This is a genomic window from Hydrogenophaga sp. NFH-34 (assembly GCF_021401345.1).
Classification (GTDB): domain Bacteria; phylum Pseudomonadota; class Gammaproteobacteria; order Burkholderiales; family Burkholderiaceae_C; genus Hydrogenophaga; species Hydrogenophaga electricum.
Map to the genome: position 1 here is coordinate 140,624 of NZ_JACBGE010000008.1, position 17,706 is coordinate 158,329.

Consider the following 17,706-nt stretch of genomic DNA (forward strand, 5'->3'; position numbering starts at 1 on the left):
GCGCAGAGCGATGCAGCCAGGATGCCGCGCCCCAAGGCTTCGCCAGCGCTGGCCCCCCGGGCGATCAGCCCCGACTCTGCTGCGCAATCAGCCGCGCCAGCAGGCGCCGCACCCGCACGGGTGCCGCGTCGTTGCTCATCAGCACCGGGTTGAGCGAGAAGAAGTCGCTCGTGTTCATCTCCTTCTGCACGGCTTCGATGATGGGGCCGTCTTCGGTGACGAAGGCGTTGTGCATGGCCTCGATCTTCATCTGGTTGTACTCGCCGTCGTCCACGATGTGGTTGCGCCGTGTGGCAAAGAAGTAGTGGGTTTCGGTGGCGCTGGCGGGGGTGCAGGTGTGCAGGTCGTACTGCCCCACGGTGTCGTTCAGGTCGAGCGCGCCCTCGCCCTGGATCGCCCCCACGCTCAACTGGATGTTGGCCGGCGCGCTCCAGGTGATGTCGAAGAAACCGCGCGCCTCGGCCGCCGGATCGGGCAGGAAGTTGGCGAAGATCATCATGGCCGGGGTCTGGCGCCATTCCCAGCGCACGTTGACGGTGTCGTTCTCTTCCTTGACCGGCGGGATCAGCGGCGAGAGCTGGCCGCGCGTGGTGATGATCTCGCCGTGCACGTGGTCGATGTGGCTCAGGTCCATCACGTTGTCGATGATCAGCTCGTAGTTCGCCTTCATCGGCATGTAGGTGTGCGCCACGCCGGTGGCCGGGCCGTTGTCGAGTTCGGAAAAGTCGGGCAGCTTTGCCGCGTCGGCCGGCCCGTCGCCCATCCAGATCCAGACGAAGCCGTACTTCTCCAGCAGCGGGAAGGTGCGGACCTTGGCGGCGGCGGGAATGCGCCCGGTGCCGTGCGGGTTGTGCGTGCATTGGCCGCTGCAGTCGAAGCGCAGTGCGTGGTACTTGCACACCACGTCGTCGCCGTGGCGCTCGCCCATCGAGAGGGGCACGAAGCGGTGCGGGCAGCGGTCGTGCATGGCCACGGGCGTGCCGTCGGCCTTGCGGTACATCAGCACCGAGGTGTCGAGCAACTGGCGCGTGAGCAGGGCTTCGGCGCCCAGCTCGCGCGACATGGCGGCGACGTACCAGCAGTTCAGCAGATAGGGCGTGTCCGGCTTGCCCACGGGGTTGCCGCTGGGGTGGGTGTAGATGGGGATCGGGGTGGTGGTTCGGGTGGGGGCGTCCATGTTGTCTCCTGTTTGTGCTTGCGGGAATGAAGGCCGTTGCCGGCCGGGTGGGGGAAAGGGGGATGCGGTTTCAGTGGTGCGCCAGCACCAGCAGCGGGCTGCGCGAGCGCGAACAGCAGGGCGTGAAGTGGCCGGGGTCGGCGTGTTCCGCCGCGGTGTAGAACTGGTCGCGGTGGTCGGGCTCGCCGGCCACCAGCCGCACGCTGCAACTGCCGCAGATGCCCTGTTCGCACGACAGCGCCAGCGCAATGCCGGCGGCCTCCAGGGCCTGCGCCACGCTGGTGCCCGGTGGCACCGGCACCCGCTGGCCCGTGGGCTGCCACTCGACGGTGAACGCCCCGTCTGCCGCCTGCGCGCCCGCCGCATGACCGGGCGCCGCGGCAAAGTGTTCGGCGTGCACGCGGTTGGCCGGCCAGCCCAGTGCCTGCGCGCGATCACGCACATGGCCGATGAAGCCCGCCGGGCCGCACACCCAGACCTGGGTGCCGGGCGGTGACTGGCTGAGCAGCGTGTGCGCATCGAGCTTTTGCGGGGGCGGCCCGTCGTCGTGGTGCAGGCGCACGTGTGCGGACCATGGAGCCGCAAGCAAACGCTGGCGGAACGGCAGCCGCGCGGCGGAGCGGGCGCAGACGTGCAGTGCAAAAGACCGCTGCTCTGCCCAGAGCTGTTCGGCCATGGCCAGCAGCGGCGTGAGACCGATGCCACCGGCCAGCAGCAAGGTGTGCGGGCAGGGGGCCAGTGCAAAAGCGTTGCGGGGCCGACTGATGGGCAACGTGGTGCCGGCGTGCAGGGCCTCGTGCACGCAGGCCGAGCCGCCGCGCCCGGCGGGCTCGCGCAGCACGGCGACGAGGTAGTGGCCGCGCTCGTGCGGCGCGTTGCACAGCGAGTACTGGCGCACCAGGCCGTTCGGCAGGTGCAGGTCGATGTGGGCGCCGGCGTCGAAGGCGGGCAACGCATCGGGGGCTTCGTCGGTGGGCACCAGGGTGAGCGCCACCACGTCCTCGGCCTGCACCTCGCGGTGCGACACGCGCACGCGCAGCAGGCCGCTCGCTGCGTCGGCTGTCGGGTTGGTCATGTTGTCTCCGTCGTTGTGATGGCCGCTGCACCACCCGTTGGGCGCGGCCTTTGTGGCCTTGCTGTGCAAACCTTGTGCCATCGCGCGAACGGCGTGGAGGCCATCGGCAAGCCCTTGTCGCGCAACGGTTTTCGGCGAAGCGGGGGTAAACCATGATGGCGTGGGAGAGGGCCGGTCTTCAGGATTTGCGGAAACACCGGCTGACGCCGATTTCGGGAATTGCTGAAACCGATGCGGCGCTCAAGAACGGTTGCCGACCTTTTCGACACCCCACGCCACCATGCTCCAGACCGCTGCCATCGACCCCGCCAAACTGCTGGCGGGTCACCTGCATTTCTCGCCCGACGCCGGCCACATCCAGCTGTTCGACCAGCGCATGCTGCTGATGCAGGCCGAGTCGTTTGCCGAACTGCGGCGCGAACTCATCGTCAGCCTCGGCACCGCGAAAACGCGCGCGCTCATGATGCGGCTGGGCTACCAGCAGGGCTTTGACGACGGCCAGCGGGTGCGCGAACAACTGGGCCGTGCCGACCCCGCCGACGCGTTGGCGCTGGGGCCGCGCTTGCGCGAGATGGAAGGCTTTGTGCGCAACCAGCCGGTCGATGCGATGCAGGTCGACATCGCGCAGGGCCAGTTCTGGGGCGACTACTACTGGAGCGCGAGCTGGGAGGCGCAGGCCCACCTGGCGCATTGCGGCGTGAGCGGTTCACCGGCCTGCTGGACCATGGTGGGCTACGCCGATGGCTATTGCACCGCCGTGACCGGCATGCCCATCCACTGGCGCGAAGTGGAGTGCGTGGCCATGGGGCATGCGCGCTGCCGCGTCATTGGCCGGCCCTTGGTGGAATGGCAATCCGAAGCGCTGCAGGACGGCGAAGACGACACCGACTACCTGCAGGTCGACACCTTCGTGGATCGCGTGGGGCGCCGCCGTTCGTGGTCGGTGCCGGGGGCTCATACTGCCGCCGCGGCATCGGCAGGTCAGCCCCGGGCCGCGCCCGCGGGCGCGGTGGCCGACCCTGGTGAGAATCTGGGCGGCTTCGTCGGCACCTCGGCCGGGTTTCGCGCGGTGGCACACTTGGTGCGCCGCGTGGCGCCCACCCATTCGACCGTGCTGTTTCGGGGCGAGAGCGGCGTGGGCAAGGAATGTTTCGCGCGGGCGCTGCACTCCATCAGCCCGCGCGCCGCGGGGCCGATGATCACCATCAACTGCGCCGCCATTCCCGCCAACCTGGTCGAGGCCGAACTGTTCGGGGTCGAGCGCGGGGCGTATACCGGCGCCGACCGCGCGCGGCCCGGGCGCTTCGAGCGCGCCGATGGCGGCACGCTGTTTCTCGACGAAATCGCCAGCCTGAGCCTGCCCGCACAGGGCAAGGTGCTGCGCGCGATCCAGGAGCGGGAGTTCGAACGGGTGGGTGGTACCGAAGTGCGGCGGGCCGACGTGCGCATCGTCGCCGCCGCCAACGTCGACCTGCGCAAGGAAGTCAGCGAAGGGCGCTTTCGCACCGACCTGTTCTTCCGCCTCAATGTGTTTCCGATCGAGATCCCGCCGCTGCGCGAGCGGCTGGAAGACATCCCGCTGCTGGTGGCGCTGTTCCTGGACCGCAGCGTGCGCCGCTGCGGCAAGGACGTGAAGGGCCTGAGCCCGCAGGCCTATGCCGCGCTGTGGGACTACGACTGGCCGGGCAATGTGCGCGAGCTGGAAAACATGATCGAACGCGGCGTCATCCTCGCGGAAGCGGGCGGCAGCATCGACGTGCAGCACCTCTTTGCCGGCGGCGAGACCTTGCGCGGCACCACCTGGGGCCTGGGGCCGGCGGGCGATCTGGTGCGCGCCGCCGGGCATGGCCACGCCGCGCCCGGCTTCCCGGAGCCTGGCGGCGATTCGGCGGGCGACCTGCCCAGCCTGGTGGATCGGCTGCTGGACCAGCAGGCCGCGTTCACCGACATCGAGGCCATGCTGATCGACCGCGCCATCGATCGCTGCGGCGGCAACGTGTCGGCGGTGGCGCGGCTGCTGCAGCTGCGGCGCGGTCAGGTGGAGTACCGCATCAAGCGGCGTGAAGCCGGGGGCTGAGGCCGGTCACATCGGCTTGATGTTGGCCTGTTTCACGACCTGTTTCCAGCGCACGATTTCCTGCTCGATGTAGGTCTTGAATTGCTCGGGCGAGCTGGGCACCGGTTCGGCACCGAACTTGGCAAGCTGTTCGGTGATCTGCTTGTCCTGCAGACTGGCGTGAATGGCCTTGTTGAGTTTTTCGACCACCGCAGGCGGCAGGCCGGCGGGGCCGACAACGCCGAACCAGGCCGGGCTGTCGATTTCCGGGAAGCCCGCCTCCCGCATGCCCGGGACGTCGGGCAGCAGGGGCGAGCGTTCCTTGCGCGTGAGCGCGATGGCCTTGATCTTGCCGGTGGGCAGGTAGGTCAAGGCGGTGCTCAGCGATGTTTCGATGAACAGCGTCACGCTGCCGGCGAGCAGGTCCTGCGCCGCCGGGGTGGTGCCGCGGTAGGGGACGTGCGTCATGCGGATGCCTGCGGCATGGTTCAGCGATTCGCCCACCATGTGCCCGACCGAGCCGAGGCCCGCAGAAGCGTAGGTGACCTTGCCCGGGTTCGCTTTGGCATAGGCGACCAGGCCTTTGAGGTCGTCGAAGGGGGCATCCTTGGTGGCCAGGATCACGCCCGAGGTGGCCGATGCGTTGGTGATGGGCGTGAAGTCCTGTGGCACACCAAAAGGCATTCGCTCCATCAGGCCCGGGTTGATGCCCAGGCTGGCGATGGTGCCCATGCCGATGGTGTAGCCGTCGGCCGGCGCCTTGGCGATCTGCTCCGTTCCCACCACGCCGCCAGCGCCACTCTTGTTTTCAATCACGACCGGCTGGCCCAGCGTCTCGCTGAGGGTCTTGCCGATCAGCCTGGCCGTCAGATCCACCGGGCCACCGGGAGGAAACGGCACGATCATGCGGATGGGCCGGCTCGGATAGCTGTCCGCCATCGACGAGAGGGCGGGCACCAGAAGTGCCAGGCTGGCGAGAACGTTTCGGCGATGCAACGACATGGTGGTCTCCTTTTGTGGTGTGGGTGATCAGCCCCGGGTGGGGGCGGTGGCTTTCGCTTCTTCGTGCCGGGCAATGTGGGCCAGCGTCTCGGCGCCCTTGTTGGCGGCGGACAGGCCCCGGAACAGGAAGCACAGGCTGACGACGGCCTGCATTTCTTCCCAGGTCGCGCCGGCTCGTCGGGCAGCGATGCCATGCAGCACGGCGGCATCGCTGCCATCCATCAACAGCATCCCGAACAGCATCAGCTGAGAGGTTCGTGTATCGAAACACTTGGGGTACATCGCATGCGCCCGCATGCGCTCCTGCAGGTCGAGCAGCGTGGGGTCGAGGGCGCCGGTCACCGCCATGCGGGCTTCGATGCGCGGCGGCACAAACCCGATCAGTTCCTCGTACACCTTTTCGCGTTCTCCGACCGGATGCTGGTCGTCTGCGTATTCGCCGATGCGATGGCGGACGATGTCTTTGTCGATGCGTGTGGGGATCATGCGGGGGCTCCTGTGTTCACACCTGTTCGTATTCGCTGATGAACTTGACGTTCAGATAGGCCTCGATGCCTTCGCTGCCGCATTCGGAGCCAAAGCCGCTGTCCTTGATGCCGCCGAAAGGGACCTCGGGGGTGCTGGCCGCGTTGGCGGCACCGAAGGCGAACGAGTTGATGGCCACCATGCCCGCTTCCAGCCGCCGGCCGAATCGGTGCGCCCAGGCGGTGGAGTTGGTGAAGGCGTAGGCGGCCAGACCGACCGGCAGCCGGTTGGCCTCGGCAATGGCTTCTTCCACGTCGCTGAACCGGTTGATCGGCACCACCGGCCCGAACGGTTCCTCGTTCATCACGAGCGCCGACGTCGGGACATCGGTCAGCACCGTCGGGGCCCAGAAATAGCCGGGGCGGTCGATTCGCGCCCCGCCACACACGAGCGTGGCACCCCGGTCCAGCGCGTCCTGCACACAGTGCTGCATGGCCGGCAGCCGCCGCGCATGGGCCAGGGGCCCCATGCCGGCGCCGGGCGCGAATCCGTCGTCCACAACGATGGCCCGGGTCGCGGCCACGAAGGCGTCGAGAAACTGGTCGTAGATTTTTTCGTGGACAAAAAACCGGCTCGGGTTGACGCAGCCCTGCGCGGCGTTGCGGAACTTGCGCAGCACCGCGGTGCGGGCCAGTGCCTGTACGTCCTGGATGTCGTCCATCACGATGACGGGCGCATGACCACCCAGCTCCATCACGGTGCGTTTGAGATGGCGGCCGGCCAGTTCGGCCAGTTGCCGCCCGATCACCGTGGAGCCGGTGAAGGAAATGCCCCGGATTTCCGGCAGCGAGACCAGCAGGCTCGAGGTTTGTGCCGGCGCGCCAAGCACCATGTTCAGCACGCCGGGAGGCAATCCGGCATCGACAAAGGCGCGGATGATCTCCATGGTGCTTGCCGGCGTCTCTTCGGCCGGCTTGGCCACGCAGGTGCAGCCCGAGGCCAGGATGGCGCAGATCTTTTTCATGGGGATCATGGCCGGGTAGTTCCAGGTCGTGAACGCGGCGACCGGGCCGATGGGTTCGCGAGCTGAGATCTGGCGGTGTGCGAGGTCGCGGGCCGGGATCGTGCGGCCGTAGATCCGGCGCGCTTCCTCGGCATGCCAGACCAGCATGTCGGGCAGATGGGTCACTTCTTGGCGCGCCTGGTCCAGCGGCTTGCCCTGTTCCAGGGTCATCAGCCGGGCGATGTGCTCCACCCGGCCCCGCAGGATGTCTCCGGCGCGCCACAGGATCTTGGCGCGCTCATAGGCCGAGGTGTCGCGCCAGGCCGGAAAGCTGCGATGTGCCGCAGCCGCGGCGGCCTGGACGTCGGCCTGGGTGGCCACAGGCAAGGTGCCCAGCACCGCTTCCGTGGCGGGGTTGATCACATCCATCGTCTGGCGGCCTCCGCCGTCCAGCCACTGGCCATCGATCAACAACTTGAGCGGGACATAGTCCATGCGATACGTTCCTTTCGGGGTGGGATGTGTGGGGATGCGGCGTTCTGGGTCGCTGGGCATCGGGTGTTTAAATCGATTATTCATGAATAATCGATTTTCCAATCTATGGTTTACACCGAGCCCTAAAATGCGAGGCCGATCCCTCCCCCTCGACTTCCTGCTGAAAGCGCTCATGACAGATGCTCCGACCCCAGGCGAGCGCGATGACCCCGCCGGTCGCCCCCGTGCGACCCTGGCAACAACCTTGGTCGAGAAGCTGCGGAATGAAGTGCTGGCGGGCGACCTGCTGCCCGGTCAGCGTCTGCGGCTGGAGGAGCTGCGGGACCGCTATGGCGTGAGCCTGAGCCCGTTGCGGGAGGCGATTTCCCGTCTGGGGTCCGAGGGGTTGCTGCTGATCGAGGACCAGCGCGGGGTACGGGTGGCGCCGGTGTCGGCGGACAACCTCTCGGAAGTGGTGTCGCTGCGTGCCGACCTGGAGCCCAAGGCGCTGCGGGATTCGATCCAGCACGGCGACGACGCCTGGGAAACCAAGGTGACCACGGCCTATCTCATGCTGTCGCGGCAGGAGAAGACCCAGGAAGGCTCGCAGCGGGTGGAGCGGTGGGAGCGGCTGCACCGCCAGCTCCACATGTCGCTCCTGTCGGCGTGCCGCATGCCGCTGCTCTTGCAGTTCTGCAGCATGCTCAACGACCGCGGCGACCGGTACCGCCGTCTCTTTCTGGCCAACCAGGCGGTGGACCAGAGTGTGCAGGACGAGCACCAGAAAATCGTTGAAGCCAGCGTGGCCAGGGAGGCCGATCTGGCCTGCGATCTGCTGCGCCGGCACATCGAGCGCTCAGCACAATATGTGCGGGACGCTCTGCATCGCCAGCACCTGCTCTAAGCCGGGATCACCCTGAGCGCGCGGGGATGGTCCGCGCGAGGGCGAAGAAAACGGGCAGTCTCTCCAGAGACCTGCCCGCGCCGCATCAGGTCGGCGTTGCGCCAACCCTCACCTCACTGTCCCTGGGCTTTCTCAATCAACTCCTTCGCCGATTGGAGCAGCGCCGCACCGTCCAGCCCGCGCTTGCCGATCTCGGTCACCAGTTCGTCGTCCAGCCGGTCGGTGGCCTTTTTCCAGGTTTGCAGTTCGCTGGCCGAGAGCGTGTAGATCGGGTTGCCGGCCTGTTGCACCAGCTTGCGGCCGGGCACGTCGGCTTCGTGAATCATCTTGCCGACCCAGGCGGAAAACGCCGCGCCGCTGTTGGCGTCGATCACTTTCTTCAGGTCGGCGGGCAGGCTTTCGTAGCGGGCTTTGTTCATGGCCAGCACAAACACCTGCGCATACACCGCGTTGGACTTGGGGTCGCTTTCGGTGGTGAACTTGGTCAGCTCGTGCATCTTGGTGGCCTGCACCACTTCGTAGGGCGTCAGCGCCCCGTCGATCACGCCTTTGGACAGCGCTTCGGTCACGGCGGGCAGGGGCATGCCCACCGGGGTGGCGCCCAGGGCTGCCAGCATCTTGGTGGTCTGGCGCGTGGCACCGCGCATCTTCAAGCCTTTGAAGTCGGCCAGGCTCTGGATGGGTTTGCTGCGGGTGTAGAAGTTGCCGGGGCCGTTCATGTGAAAGGCCAGCGGCTTCACTTCGCGGTATTCGGCCGCGTTGTAGCGGGTCTGGAACTCCCACAGCGCGCGGCTGGTGGCCTCGGGCGTGGTCATCATGAACGGCAGTTCAAAGATTTCGGTCACCAGGAAGCGCCCGGGCGTGTAGCCGGGAATGGTCCAGATCACGTCGACCATGCCATCCTTGACCTGGTCGTACAGCTGTGGCGCCGTCCCGCCCAGTTGCATGGACGGGAAGATCTTGCACTTGATCTGGTCGCCCGATTCCTTGGCGATCTTGGCGCACCAGGGCTCCAGCACCTTGGCCTGGATGGGCGCGCCCGCCGGCAGGAAGTGGTGGACCTTGAGGGTGATCTCTTCGGCCTGTGCGGCCGTGCCCAGCAGGACGGCGGTGGCCAGCGCGCCCAGCAGGCGCAAGGTTGGGGGGATGCGTGGGTTCATGGTTGTCTCCGGTGTTGTCAGAACTTTTTGTGGAAGGGAATCGAGGCCAGGGGAATCAGGGGGGAAGGGGCTCGGGGTCGTTGCGCAGCAGGTATTCCCACACCCGCTCGGCAATGCGGCCGTCCCAGGTGGCGCGTTGGGCGGCCACTTCGGTGCCCAGCACGGGCGCGGTGTCGGCCAGGCCGCTCGACAGGGCGGCCAGCTCCACGCGCGCGGCGTCTTCCAGAAACCAGGCCAGGGCCACGGCGCGCTCGGGCGTTTCGGCCACGGTGACGGCACCGTTCACGTTCAGGACCAGGGCCGGGTGCGGCCCCAGCAAGGCGGCCACCTGTTCGGCCGCGGTGTCGTTGCGCACCAGCGCGGCGTCTGGCCACAGGGGAATGTCGGTCTGGAAGTAGCTGCCAAAACCGTGGCGCGCACGCGGCACGCGGCCCAGCGCGGCGAGCGCGGTGATCTGCGGCGGGATGAAGCGGCAGATGGCCTGCACGTCGGGCCGGCGCCGGTAGATCTGCTGGTGCAACCGCACCTCGCCCAACACACCGGCCGGCAGCGCGCCTTTCACCGGCACCACCGTGCCGGCTTCGCCCACGCCGACCATGGCCATGGGGCGGGCGGCGCACACCAGCAAGTGGTCGGTGTCGAGCCGCACGCTGCAGTGGCCGAACGGCCCGGACAGACCGTTGTTGCCCAGCGCGCGCGCCATGCGGCGCACGGTCAGCTCGGTGGCTTGCGGCGCGGCCATCAATCGCGGAACTCCGCAATGTCGGGCTTGGAGCCCCACATGCAGAACGACGTGGGATGCAGCGGAAACTGGCGGGGGCGGTAGTTCTCCAGGTCGCCGACGATGTGCCGGTCGCTGTTGGAGTACTCGAAGATCACCTCGTCATGGCCTTCGAAGTAGACGAAGTTGCCGCCCGATGTGGGGTGGCGGCCGGGGCCGAAGACGATGCGGATGTCCTGACTCTGGAGGAAGTACCACGACTTCATGATGTCGTCGATCTCGGCGACCTGGAAGTTGATGTGCTGGATGCCTTTGCGCTGCGACGCGAACAGCGCCATCTGGTGGTGCCGCGGGTTGACGCGCAGCAGTGGGCAGGGGCCGATCCAGTCGCTGACCATGGCGTTGAAGTGCTGCAGCCAGAACGCCTGGTCGCGCGCCGGGTCGGTGGTGCACAGGCCCACATGGCCGAGGCCGGTGATCCCGGCATCGCGCGAGGGGAAGTAGCGCTTGCCCGCGTCGTGTGGCCGGGCGACGATTTCGATGCGGTTGCCCGTGGGGTCGTTGAACCAGATGAAGGCCTCCACATGCCGGTCGGCCGCTTCTTCGGCGGTGCCTTGCCCGCAGGGCACGCCGGCCGACTGCAGTTGCGCGAGCGCGGCACCGAGCTGGCTCCAGTCCTTGATGTCGAAGGCCACGGTGTGGTCGCCCGGTTCGCCCTGGAAGTAGCAGACCGCGTGGTGGCTGGCGCTGCTCTTGAGGTAGAGCCGGTCGGCGGTCCGCTCCACGGCCTGCAAGCCCACGATCTCGGTGCAGAATTTTTGCGCAGCATCCAGATCGCGCGTGCCCAGGCGCACGTAGAGAATGTCTCTGAGGTTGATCATCTTGTCTCCTGTTGTTGGCCCGGTGAATCTACCGACGCAAGGGGTTGAGGACCTAACACCTGGGGTGATCCTGGGTATTTGCCCTGAAAATACCGAGGATGAAAACCGACGTGGACCTGAACCTCTTGCGCGTGCTGTGCGCGGTGCACGCCACGCGCAATGTGTCGCGTGCGGCGGACGAGCTGGGCATGACGCAGTCGGGCGTCAGCAACGCCTTGCGCCGGCTGCGCACGGTCTTTGCGGATCCCTTGTTTGTGCGGTGTGCCGACGGCATGCAGGCCACCGCGCGGGCGCAGGACCTGATCGACCTGATCGGGCCGGGCATGGCAGACATTCAGTCCGCATTGGCGACCGAGACCGCGTTCGATCCGGCGCAGTCCACGCGCCTGTTCCGTATCATGGCCAGTGATCTGGCCCAGATGGTGTTGATGCCAGAACTGCTGGCCCGGGTGGCGCCGTTGGCGCCGAACGTGCGCTTCGAAACCGTGGACGCCAGCCCCGAGGACGGACGCCGGGGCATGGAAGGTGGCGCCATCGACCTGGTGTTCGGCAACTGGCCCGCCTTCGGCCTCGACTTTCACCGGCAGGTGCTGTTCAAGGAGGTGTTCCTGGTGCTGATGCGGGAGGACCACCCGCTGTCGCAACGGCGGCTGACGCGAAGTGCCTACCTCAACGCCAAACACGTGGACTACCGGCCCGGCGGCGTGACCTACCAGTCGCTCAAACAGGTGCTGGACAAGGTGCTGAAAACGCAGAACCGGCAGCGCGATGTCACCTTCACGGCGGCACATGCGCTGGGGCTGACCTCGGTGCTGAGCGAGTCCGACCTGCTGCTGACCTTGCCGAGCCGCCTGGTGAGCGCCATCCAGGTCGGGCGCAAGCAACTGGTGGCGCGGCCGCTGCCCGTGGCCAGCCCGGAGATGCCCATCACGCTGCAGTGGCATGCGCGCGTGCACCGCGACCCGAGCGTGATCTGGCTGCGCCGGGTCATCGCGGAACTGTTTGATGAAAGCCGTACCGCCCGGTAACGCGCTGTGCGCGCGCAGCCATCTCAGCGGCGGGCAACGGACACCTGCACCGACCGCGCGTCCGCAAACGAAAACGTGGCAGACAGCTGCCCGCCTGTTGCCAGCGGGCATGCGGCCGTGAGCCCGCCGGTGATCACGAGATCGCCGGCCTCCAGCCGCTGGTCGAAAGCCGCCAGCGCCCGCGCCAGTCGTGCCACCGCGTCCAGCGGGTGGCCGTCGGCGTCGGCGCCCTTGCCCTGGCCCAGTTCGGTGGCCCCATCGGACAGCCGAACCGCCACCGTGTCGAGCGCCATCAGATCGGTAATCGGGAGCCGCGGGCCGATCACGACCTGGCCGGCCGAGGAGTTGTCGGCGGTGTTCTGTTCGAGGTTGAAGCGGTAGCCGGTCCAGGTCGAGTGCACGACTTCGAGGCAGGCGTAGGCGCCTTCCACGGCGGCGGCCACGGTGTGGCGGTCGACCGGGCCTCGCCGGGCGTCGAGCGCGGTGCCCAGGCGCACGCCGATTTCGGGCTCGACGCGCGGTTGCACCAGGTGCTCGGCCACCGCGTCGCCTGATGCGAGGCACATGCGGTCGGTCAGCGGCCCGATGTTGGGTCGGTCGATGCCCATCTGCCGACGCATCACTGCCGAGGTGTAGCCGAGCTTCCAGCCGATGACCCGTTCGCCGACGGCCAGACGCAGGGCGACCAGCGCACGCTGGATGGCGTAGGCGGTGGCGAGGTCGGGCGAGCCGATGGTGGCTTCGGCGTCCAGCGTGCGCCCGGCCCGGCGAGCGGCCCAGATGCGCTCGGCCGCCTGCGCCACGGCAGATGTGTCAACGCCCCGGCGATCTGGGTGCGGGTCGCCGGCTCCGGGTGCCATCAACCCGCCTTGATGTTCAGCTTGCGGATCAGGTCGCCCCAGCGCTGGTTCTCGGCCTTGATGAAGGCGCCGAACTCCTGCGGCGTGGTGACGCGCAGGTTGCCCGAGATGTTGTCGAACGCGGCCTGGGCCTCGGCGGTCTTGGCGCCCTTGGCCCAGGCGTCGTGCAGTTTCTGCACCACGGCAGGTGGGGTGGCGGCCGGGGCGATCAGGCCGAACCAGGTCTCCACGGCGAAGCCGGGGTAGCCGGACTCGGCCACCGTGGGCACGTCCGGCAGGGCCTTGGCGCGCGCCGGCGAGGTGACGGCCAGGGCCTTGAGCTTGCCGCTGCGGATGTGCTGCAACGTGGTGGCCAGCGAGCTTTCCATGCTCATGATCACGGTGCCCGAGAGCAGGTCCGGAACGATCTGGCTGGAACCCTTGTAGGGCACGTTCAGGAGCTCGATGCTGGCGACCGACTGCAGCAGCTCGGCGGCCAGGTGGTTGCTGGTGCCGATGCCCGAGGTCGCGTAGCCGAGCTTGCCCGGGTTGGCCTTGGCATAGGCGACCAGGCCCTTGAGGTCGGTGAAGGGCGCGCTGGGGTGCACCACGACCACGCAGGGAGTGGTGCCGACGAGCGAAATGGGAGCAAAGTCCTTCTCTACCTGGAACGGCAGCTTGTCGTACAGATGGGGCGCGATGGCCAGGCTGCTGATGGCCGACAGGCCGATGGTGTGGCCGTCTGGCGCGGCCTTGGCCACCGCGTCGGTGCCGATGTTGCCGCCCGCGCCGGCCTTGTTCTCGACCACGAAGGACTGGCCGAGAACGTCGCCCATGGCCTTGGCCGCGGTGCGCCCCATGATGTCGGTCGGCCCGCCGGGCGGGAAGGGCACGACCAGCTTGACCGGGCGGTTGGGGTAGGCGTCCTGCGACCAGCCGGTGGCGGGCGCGAGGGTGAGGCCCGTGACGGCGGTGGCGGCGATGAACTGTCGGCGATCGATCATGGGTTTTGTCTCTTCTTGGGGTGTTTTCAGGCGGCTTTTTTCTGGGCCTGGGCGTCGCGTGCGCGGGCCATGGTGATCGCGGTGTCTTCGATCATGTCTTCCTGGCCACCGACCATCTTCTTGCGGCCGAGTTCGACCAGGATGTCGCGCGCCGACAGGCCGTACTTGACCGCCGCGCGCTTGGCGAACAGCAGGAAGCTGCCGTACACGCCGGCGTAGCCCAGCGTGAGCGCGTCGCGGTCGATGCGGATCGGGAAGTCCATGATGGGGGTGACGAGGTCTTCGGCCACGTCCTGGATCTTCCAGACGTCCACACCCGTCTGCACGCCCATGCGGTCGAGCACGGCGACCAGCACTTCCATCGGCGTGTTGCCCGCGCCCGCGCCCAGGCCGGCGGCGGCGGCGTCGATGCGGTTGGCGCCGCACTCGATGGCAGCGACCGAGTTGGCCACGCCCATGGCCAGGTTGTGATGGCCGTGAAAGCCGAGTTCGGTTTCGGGCTTGAGCGCGTCGCGTACCGCCTGCAGGCGGGCCTTCACGTCGGCGGGCAGCATGTAGCCGGCCGAGTCGGTGATGTAGATGCAGTTGGCGCCGTAGCTCTCCATCAGCTTGGCCTGCGTGACCAGGCCCTCGGGGCTGTTCATGTGGGCCATCATCAGAAAGCCGACGGTGTCCATGTCGAGCTTGCGCGCGTAGGTGATGTGCTGCTCGCTGACGTCGGCCTCGGTGCAGTGCGTGGCCACGCGGATGGTGTGCACGCCCAGGCCGTGCGCCATCTTCAGGTGGTCGACGGTGCCGATGCCGGGCAGCAGCAGGGCCGAGACTTTGGCCTGCTTCATCAGCGGGATCACGGTGCCCAGGTATTCCTCGTCGCTGTGGGCCGGGAAGCCGTAGTTGACGCTGGAGCCGCCCAGGCCGTCGCCGTGCGTGACTTCGATCAGCGGCACACCGGCGGCGTCCAGGCCGCAGGCGATGCTCTTCATCTGATCGAGCGTCATCAGGTGGCGCTTGGGGTGCATCCCGTCGCGCAGGGTCATGTCGTGCAGGGTGATCTTTTTGGGGCTCATGGTGGGTTTCTCCTTCAGGCGGCCACGGCTTCGAGCGTGAGCTTGCCGGCCAGGATTTCTTCGGCAAACATTTCCGCGGTGCGCGCGGCGGCGGCGGTCATGATGTCCAGGTTGCCGGCGTACTTGGGCAGGTAGTCGCCCAGGCCTTCGACCTCCAGGAAGATCGAGACGCGCTGGCCGTCGAACACCGGGCCGTTGACCAGCTGGTAGCCCGGCACGTACTTCTGCACTTCCTTGATCATGTCGTGCACCGATTTCGTGATCGCGGCCTCGTCGGGCGTGCCTTCGACCAGGCAGTGCACCGTGTCGCGCATGATCAGCGGCGGCTCGGCCGGGTTGATGATGATGATGGCCTTGCCCTTCTTGGCGCCGCCGACCTTCTCGACCGCGCCGGCCGTGGTGCGGGTGAACTCGTCGATGTTCTTGCGCGTGCCGGGGCCCACCGATTTGGACGACACCGTGGCGACGATCTCGCCGTAGGCTACTGGCTGAACCCGCGACACGGCGTACACCATCGGGATCGTGGCCTGGCCACCGCAGGTGACCATGTTCACGTTCATTTCGCGCTGGCCGACGTGCTGCTTGAGGTTCACGGGCGGCACGCAGTAGGGGCCAATGGCGGCGGGCGTGAGGTCGATCATCATCGCGCCCTGTTCATTGACCTTGCGCGAGTTCTCGGCGTGCACGTAGGCGCTGGTGGCGTCGAAAACGATCTGCACACCGTCGGCCTTCATGTGCGGGATCAGCCCGTCCACGCCCTCGGCAGTGGTCTTGATGCCCATCTCGCGGGCGCGCTTGAGGCCGTCGGAATTCGGGTCGATACCGACCATCCACACCGGTTCGAGCACCGGGCTTCGTTGCAGCTTGGCCAGCAGGTCGGTGCCGATGTTGCCGGGCCCGATGAGGGCGCATTTGATCTTTCGCTGAGTCATGTGATGGCTACCTGTAGGAGGGGGACGTTGTCCAGGGGCACCGAGGAACCGGCTTTGCCGGGCCTCTGGTGCCGCCCCCCTTTCAAGGGGGGTGACGCGAAGCGGCGCGCGGGGTGTTTCTTTATCGCCCCAGGTCTTTGGCGGTGACGCCGGCGATGCCCCAGTTGGTGTTGGGCACTTCGGTGATCCAGACGCGCACCGTTTCCTTGGGCGCGTTGGTGGCTTCGACCAGCGCGGCGCTGACCTTCTCGATCACGGCGCGCTTCATGTCTTCGGTGCGGCCTTCGATCATGTAAATCTGGGCAAATGGCATGGCGGTTCTCCTCGGGGTTCAGATGAAGCGCAGTCCGGTGCTGCCCATGCCCTGCACCTTCAGGGTCACAGAGTCGCCCGCAGCGACGGACACCGCCTCGGTGATGCCGCCGGACAGGATCAGCGTGCCGGCGGGGATTTCTTCGCCGCGCGCGCCCAGGTGGTTGGCCAGCATGGCGATCGCGGTGGCCGGATGGCCGAGCACGGCGGCGCCGGCGCCGAAGGCCACGGGCTGGCCGTTCTTCTCCATCACGATGCCGACGGTGCGCAGGTCCTGGCCATCCACCTTCATGGGCTGGCCGCCGACCACGAAGCGCGCGGCCGAGGTGTTGTCGGCGATCACGCTCTTGAGGTCGAACTTGAAGTCGCGGTAGCGGCTGTCAATCACCTCGATGCCGGGCAGCACGAAGTCGGTCGCGGCCAGCACGGTGCCGATGTGGCAGCCCGGGCCGCTGAGCGGTTTCTTGAGCACGAAGGCGATCTCGGGCTCCACCTTGGGGTGGATGAGTTCGCTGGTTTTCACCTCACCGCCGTGCGGCACGGCGTAGTCCTCGGTCATCCAGCCGAACACGGGCGAGCTCACACCCATCTGCTTCATCTTGGCGAACGAGGTCAGGCCTGCTTTGAGGCCCGCGATTTTGAGGCCGCGCGATTGCTTGCGCGCGAGGAGGGCGGCCTGGATCGCGTAGGCGTCTTCCCAATCCATCGCTGGGTGGTCGTCGGTGATCTTGGTGGTGTCCTTGGCCTGCAGCTGGCAGTTCTCCAGGTGCTCGGCCAGGGCGTCGATGGTGGCTTTGTCGAGTTTCATGGTGCGTGCGGAATGGGTTCAGTGAAAGCGCACCGAGCACTCGCCCAGCCCGCCGATGGTCACGCGGAAGCAGTCGCCCTTGGCGGCCGGGAACATGGCGGCCAGCGCGCCCGAGAGCACGACCTCACCGGCCTTGAGCGGAATGCCCAGGCTGCCCATGGTGTTGGCCAGCCAAGCCACGGCGTTGAGCGGTGAGCCCAGGGCCGCGGCGCCTGCACCGGTGGCGATCACCTCGCCGTTTTTCTCCAGCACCATGCCGCAGGTCTGCAGGTCCAGCGCCAGCGGGCTGACCGCGCGGTCGCCGAGCACGAACACGCCGCAGGAGGCGTTGTCGGCCACGGTGTCGGTGATCTTGATCTTCCAGTCGCGGATGCGCGAGTCGACGATCTCGAAGCAGGGCATCACGCATTCGGTGGCGGCCAGCACGTCGGCCACACCCACCCCGGGGCCCATCAGGTCGCGCTTGAGCAGAAAGGCGATCTCGCCCTCGGCCTTGGGTTGTATCAGGGTCGAGATGTCGATCGCCTCGCCCTGGTTGACGATCATCGCGTCGGTCAGGTAGCCGAAGTCGGGCTGGTGCACGCCGAGCATGTTCATCACGGCGGCCGAGGTCACGCCGATCTTCTTGCCGACGATGCGCTCACCGTCCTGCAGGCGGCGCTGCAGCATGCGCTCCTGGATGCGGTAGGCCTGCTCGATGCTGATGTCGGGGAAGCGGTTGGACAGCGGTTCGACGACCTGCCGGTCGCGCAATGCGGTGTAGAGCTCGTCGCCCAGGGTTTCGATGGAGATCATGGT

18 protein-coding genes are annotated in these 17,706 nt (G+C 67.4%); 3 read left to right on the plus strand and 15 right to left on the minus strand.

From position 1 onward, the window contains the following. Nucleotides 1-64 precede the first annotated feature (64 nt). Together L0977_RS09720 and L0977_RS09725 are read right to left on the minus strand one after the other, a co-directional pair. On the minus strand, nt 65-1,177 hold the full coding sequence (locus tag L0977_RS09720) for an aromatic ring-hydroxylating dioxygenase subunit alpha (RefSeq protein ID WP_234264663.1): 1,113 nt from the start codon (nt 1,175-1,177) through the stop codon (nt 65-67). Nucleotides 1,178-1,247: 70 nt separating this feature from the next. Continuing rightward, nucleotides 1,248-2,252 (minus strand): PDR/VanB family oxidoreductase, encoded by a 1,005-nt coding sequence (locus L0977_RS09725; protein WP_234264664.1) that lies wholly within the window; start codon nt 2,250-2,252, stop codon nt 1,248-1,250. 280 nt (nt 2,253-2,532) lie between these two features. Between L0977_RS09725 and L0977_RS09730 the strand changes: the two genes are divergently transcribed. Further along, a complete protein-coding gene (locus L0977_RS09730; RefSeq protein ID WP_234264665.1) occupies nt 2,533-4,329 on the plus strand; it encodes a sigma-54-dependent Fis family transcriptional regulator in 1,797 nt (598 codons plus the stop codon). 6 nt (nt 4,330-4,335) lie between these two features. Here L0977_RS09730 and L0977_RS09735 read toward each other — a convergent pair whose 3' ends face one another. Genes L0977_RS09735 through L0977_RS09745 form a run of 3 tightly spaced genes read right to left on the minus strand, consistent with a single transcriptional unit; the run spans nt 4,336 to nt 7,273 of the window. Beyond that, nucleotides 4,336-5,310, minus strand: coding sequence for a Bug family tripartite tricarboxylate transporter substrate binding protein (locus L0977_RS09735; RefSeq protein WP_234264666.1), 975 nt, complete (start codon nt 5,308-5,310; stop codon nt 4,336-4,338). Nucleotides 5,311-5,337: 27 nt separating this feature from the next. Further along, the gene (locus L0977_RS09740) at nt 5,338-5,796 is read right to left on the minus strand and encodes a carboxymuconolactone decarboxylase family protein (RefSeq protein ID WP_234264667.1); all 459 of its coding nucleotides are present in this window, start codon (nt 5,794-5,796) and stop codon (nt 5,338-5,340) included. A 16-nt stretch (nt 5,797-5,812) separates the two neighbouring features. Then, nucleotides 5,813-7,273 (minus strand): NAD-dependent succinate-semialdehyde dehydrogenase, encoded by a 1,461-nt coding sequence (locus tag L0977_RS09745; protein WP_234264668.1) that lies wholly within the window; start codon nt 7,271-7,273, stop codon nt 5,813-5,815. A 172-nt stretch (nt 7,274-7,445) separates the two neighbouring features. Between L0977_RS09745 and L0977_RS09750 the strand changes: the two genes are divergently transcribed. Continuing rightward, the gene (locus tag L0977_RS09750) at nt 7,446-8,156 is read left to right on the plus strand and encodes a GntR family transcriptional regulator (protein ID WP_234264669.1); all 711 of its coding nucleotides are present in this window, start codon (nt 7,446-7,448) and stop codon (nt 8,154-8,156) included. A gap of 113 nt (nt 8,157-8,269) precedes the next feature. Here the strand turns inward: L0977_RS09750 and L0977_RS09755 are convergent, their stop codons facing one another. From L0977_RS09755 to L0977_RS09765, 3 genes are read right to left on the minus strand one after another with little or no spacing between them, the layout of a single operon-like run. Then, entirely contained in the window at nt 8,270-9,316 is a 1,047-nt protein-coding gene (locus L0977_RS09755) for a TRAP transporter substrate-binding protein (RefSeq protein WP_234264670.1), read from the minus strand. A 55-nt stretch (nt 9,317-9,371) separates the two neighbouring features. Next, a complete protein-coding gene (locus tag L0977_RS09760) occupies nt 9,372-10,058 on the minus strand; it encodes a class II aldolase/adducin family protein (RefSeq protein ID WP_234264671.1) in 687 nt (228 codons plus the stop codon). Next, the gene (locus tag L0977_RS09765; protein WP_234264672.1) at nt 10,058-10,918 is read right to left on the minus strand and encodes a VOC family protein; all 861 of its coding nucleotides are present in this window, start codon (nt 10,916-10,918) and stop codon (nt 10,058-10,060) included. The genes L0977_RS09760 and L0977_RS09765 overlap by 1 nt, the downstream gene beginning before the upstream one ends. A 98-nt stretch (nt 10,919-11,016) precedes the next feature. Between L0977_RS09765 and L0977_RS09770 the strand changes: the two genes are divergently transcribed. Beyond that, nucleotides 11,017-11,946 carry a LysR family transcriptional regulator gene (locus tag L0977_RS09770; protein ID WP_234264673.1) on the plus strand — a complete coding sequence of 310 codons (930 nt, stop codon included), beginning with the start codon at nt 11,017-11,019 and terminating at the stop codon, nt 11,944-11,946. Nucleotides 11,947-11,969: 23 nt separating this feature from the next. On the opposite strand, the gene L0977_RS09775 is transcribed toward L0977_RS09770, so the two are convergent. The 7 genes from L0977_RS09775 to dmpE form a co-directional block, all read right to left on the minus strand. Then, complete coding sequence (locus L0977_RS09775; protein ID WP_234264674.1) at nt 11,970-12,806, minus strand: 2-keto-4-pentenoate hydratase; 837 nt, start codon at nt 12,804-12,806, stop codon at nt 11,970-11,972. Continuing rightward, nucleotides 12,806-13,786: a Bug family tripartite tricarboxylate transporter substrate binding protein gene (locus tag L0977_RS09780; protein WP_326491061.1), complete on the minus strand. Its 981-nt coding sequence runs from the start codon at nt 13,784-13,786 to the stop codon at nt 12,806-12,808. The genes L0977_RS09775 and L0977_RS09780 overlap by 1 nt, the downstream gene beginning before the upstream one ends. A 29-nt stretch (nt 13,787-13,815) precedes the next feature. Beyond that, a complete protein-coding gene (dmpG, locus tag L0977_RS09785; RefSeq protein ID WP_234264676.1) occupies nt 13,816-14,856 on the minus strand; it encodes a 4-hydroxy-2-oxovalerate aldolase in 1,041 nt (346 codons plus the stop codon). A 14-nt stretch (nt 14,857-14,870) separates the two neighbouring features. Further along, on the minus strand, nt 14,871-15,788 hold the full coding sequence (locus tag L0977_RS09790; RefSeq protein ID WP_234264677.1) for an acetaldehyde dehydrogenase (acetylating): 918 nt from the start codon (nt 15,786-15,788) through the stop codon (nt 14,871-14,873). Between the two features lie 121 nt (nt 15,789-15,909). Further along, nucleotides 15,910-16,101, minus strand: coding sequence for a 2-hydroxymuconate tautomerase (locus L0977_RS09795; protein ID WP_234264678.1), 192 nt, complete (start codon nt 16,099-16,101; stop codon nt 15,910-15,912). Nucleotides 16,102-16,119: 18 nt separating this feature from the next. Next, entirely contained in the window at nt 16,120-16,908 is a 789-nt protein-coding gene (gene dmpH / locus L0977_RS09800; protein WP_234264679.1) for a 2-oxo-3-hexenedioate decarboxylase, read from the minus strand. An 18-nt stretch (nt 16,909-16,926) separates the two neighbouring features. Further along, nucleotides 16,927-17,703 (minus strand): 2-oxopent-4-enoate hydratase, encoded by a 777-nt coding sequence (gene dmpE / locus L0977_RS09805; RefSeq protein WP_234264680.1) that lies wholly within the window; start codon nt 17,701-17,703, stop codon nt 16,927-16,929. Nucleotides 17,704-17,706: the final 3 nt, after the last annotated feature.

Excerpts from the sequence above, each read along its gene's own strand:
- L0977_RS09720 (WP_234264663.1), bottom strand. The coding sequence starts at position 1,177 with ATGGACGCCCCCACCCGAACCACCACCCCGATCCCCATCTACACCCAC.
- L0977_RS09775 (WP_234264674.1), bottom strand. The coding sequence starts at position 12,806 with ATGGCACCCGGAGCCGGCGACCCGCACCCAGATCGCCGGGGCGTTGAC.
- L0977_RS09740 (WP_234264667.1), bottom strand. The coding sequence starts at position 5,796 with ATGATCCCCACACGCATCGACAAAGACATCGTCCGCCATCGCATCGGC.
- L0977_RS09725 (WP_234264664.1), bottom strand. The coding sequence starts at position 2,252 with ATGACCAACCCGACAGCCGACGCAGCGAGCGGCCTGCTGCGCGTGCGC.
- L0977_RS09790 (WP_234264677.1), bottom strand. The coding sequence starts at position 15,788 with ATGACTCAGCGAAAGATCAAATGCGCCCTCATCGGGCCCGGCAACATC.
- L0977_RS09730 (WP_234264665.1), top strand. The coding sequence starts at position 2,533 with ATGCTCCAGACCGCTGCCATCGACCCCGCCAAACTGCTGGCGGGTCAC.
- L0977_RS09745 (WP_234264668.1), bottom strand. The coding sequence starts at position 7,273 with ATGGACTATGTCCCGCTCAAGTTGTTGATCGATGGCCAGTGGCTGGAC.
- L0977_RS09750 (WP_234264669.1), top strand. The coding sequence starts at position 7,446 with ATGACAGATGCTCCGACCCCAGGCGAGCGCGATGACCCCGCCGGTCGC.
- L0977_RS09795 (WP_234264678.1), bottom strand. The coding sequence starts at position 16,101 with ATGCCATTTGCCCAGATTTACATGATCGAAGGCCGCACCGAAGACATG.
- dmpG (WP_234264676.1), bottom strand. The coding sequence starts at position 14,856 with ATGAGCCCCAAAAAGATCACCCTGCACGACATGACCCTGCGCGACGGG.
- dmpH (WP_234264679.1), bottom strand. The coding sequence starts at position 16,908 with ATGAAACTCGACAAAGCCACCATCGACGCCCTGGCCGAGCACCTGGAG.
- L0977_RS09765 (WP_234264672.1), bottom strand. The coding sequence starts at position 10,918 with ATGATCAACCTCAGAGACATTCTCTACGTGCGCCTGGGCACGCGCGAT.
- L0977_RS09770 (WP_234264673.1), top strand. The coding sequence starts at position 11,017 with ATGAAAACCGACGTGGACCTGAACCTCTTGCGCGTGCTGTGCGCGGTG.
- L0977_RS09755 (WP_234264670.1), bottom strand. The coding sequence starts at position 9,316 with ATGAACCCACGCATCCCCCCAACCTTGCGCCTGCTGGGCGCGCTGGCC.
- L0977_RS09735 (WP_234264666.1), bottom strand. The coding sequence starts at position 5,310 with ATGTCGTTGCATCGCCGAAACGTTCTCGCCAGCCTGGCACTTCTGGTG.
- L0977_RS09760 (WP_234264671.1), bottom strand. The coding sequence starts at position 10,058 with ATGGCCGCGCCGCAAGCCACCGAGCTGACCGTGCGCCGCATGGCGCGC.
- dmpE (WP_234264680.1), bottom strand. The coding sequence starts at position 17,703 with ATGATCTCCATCGAAACCCTGGGCGACGAGCTCTACACCGCATTGCGC.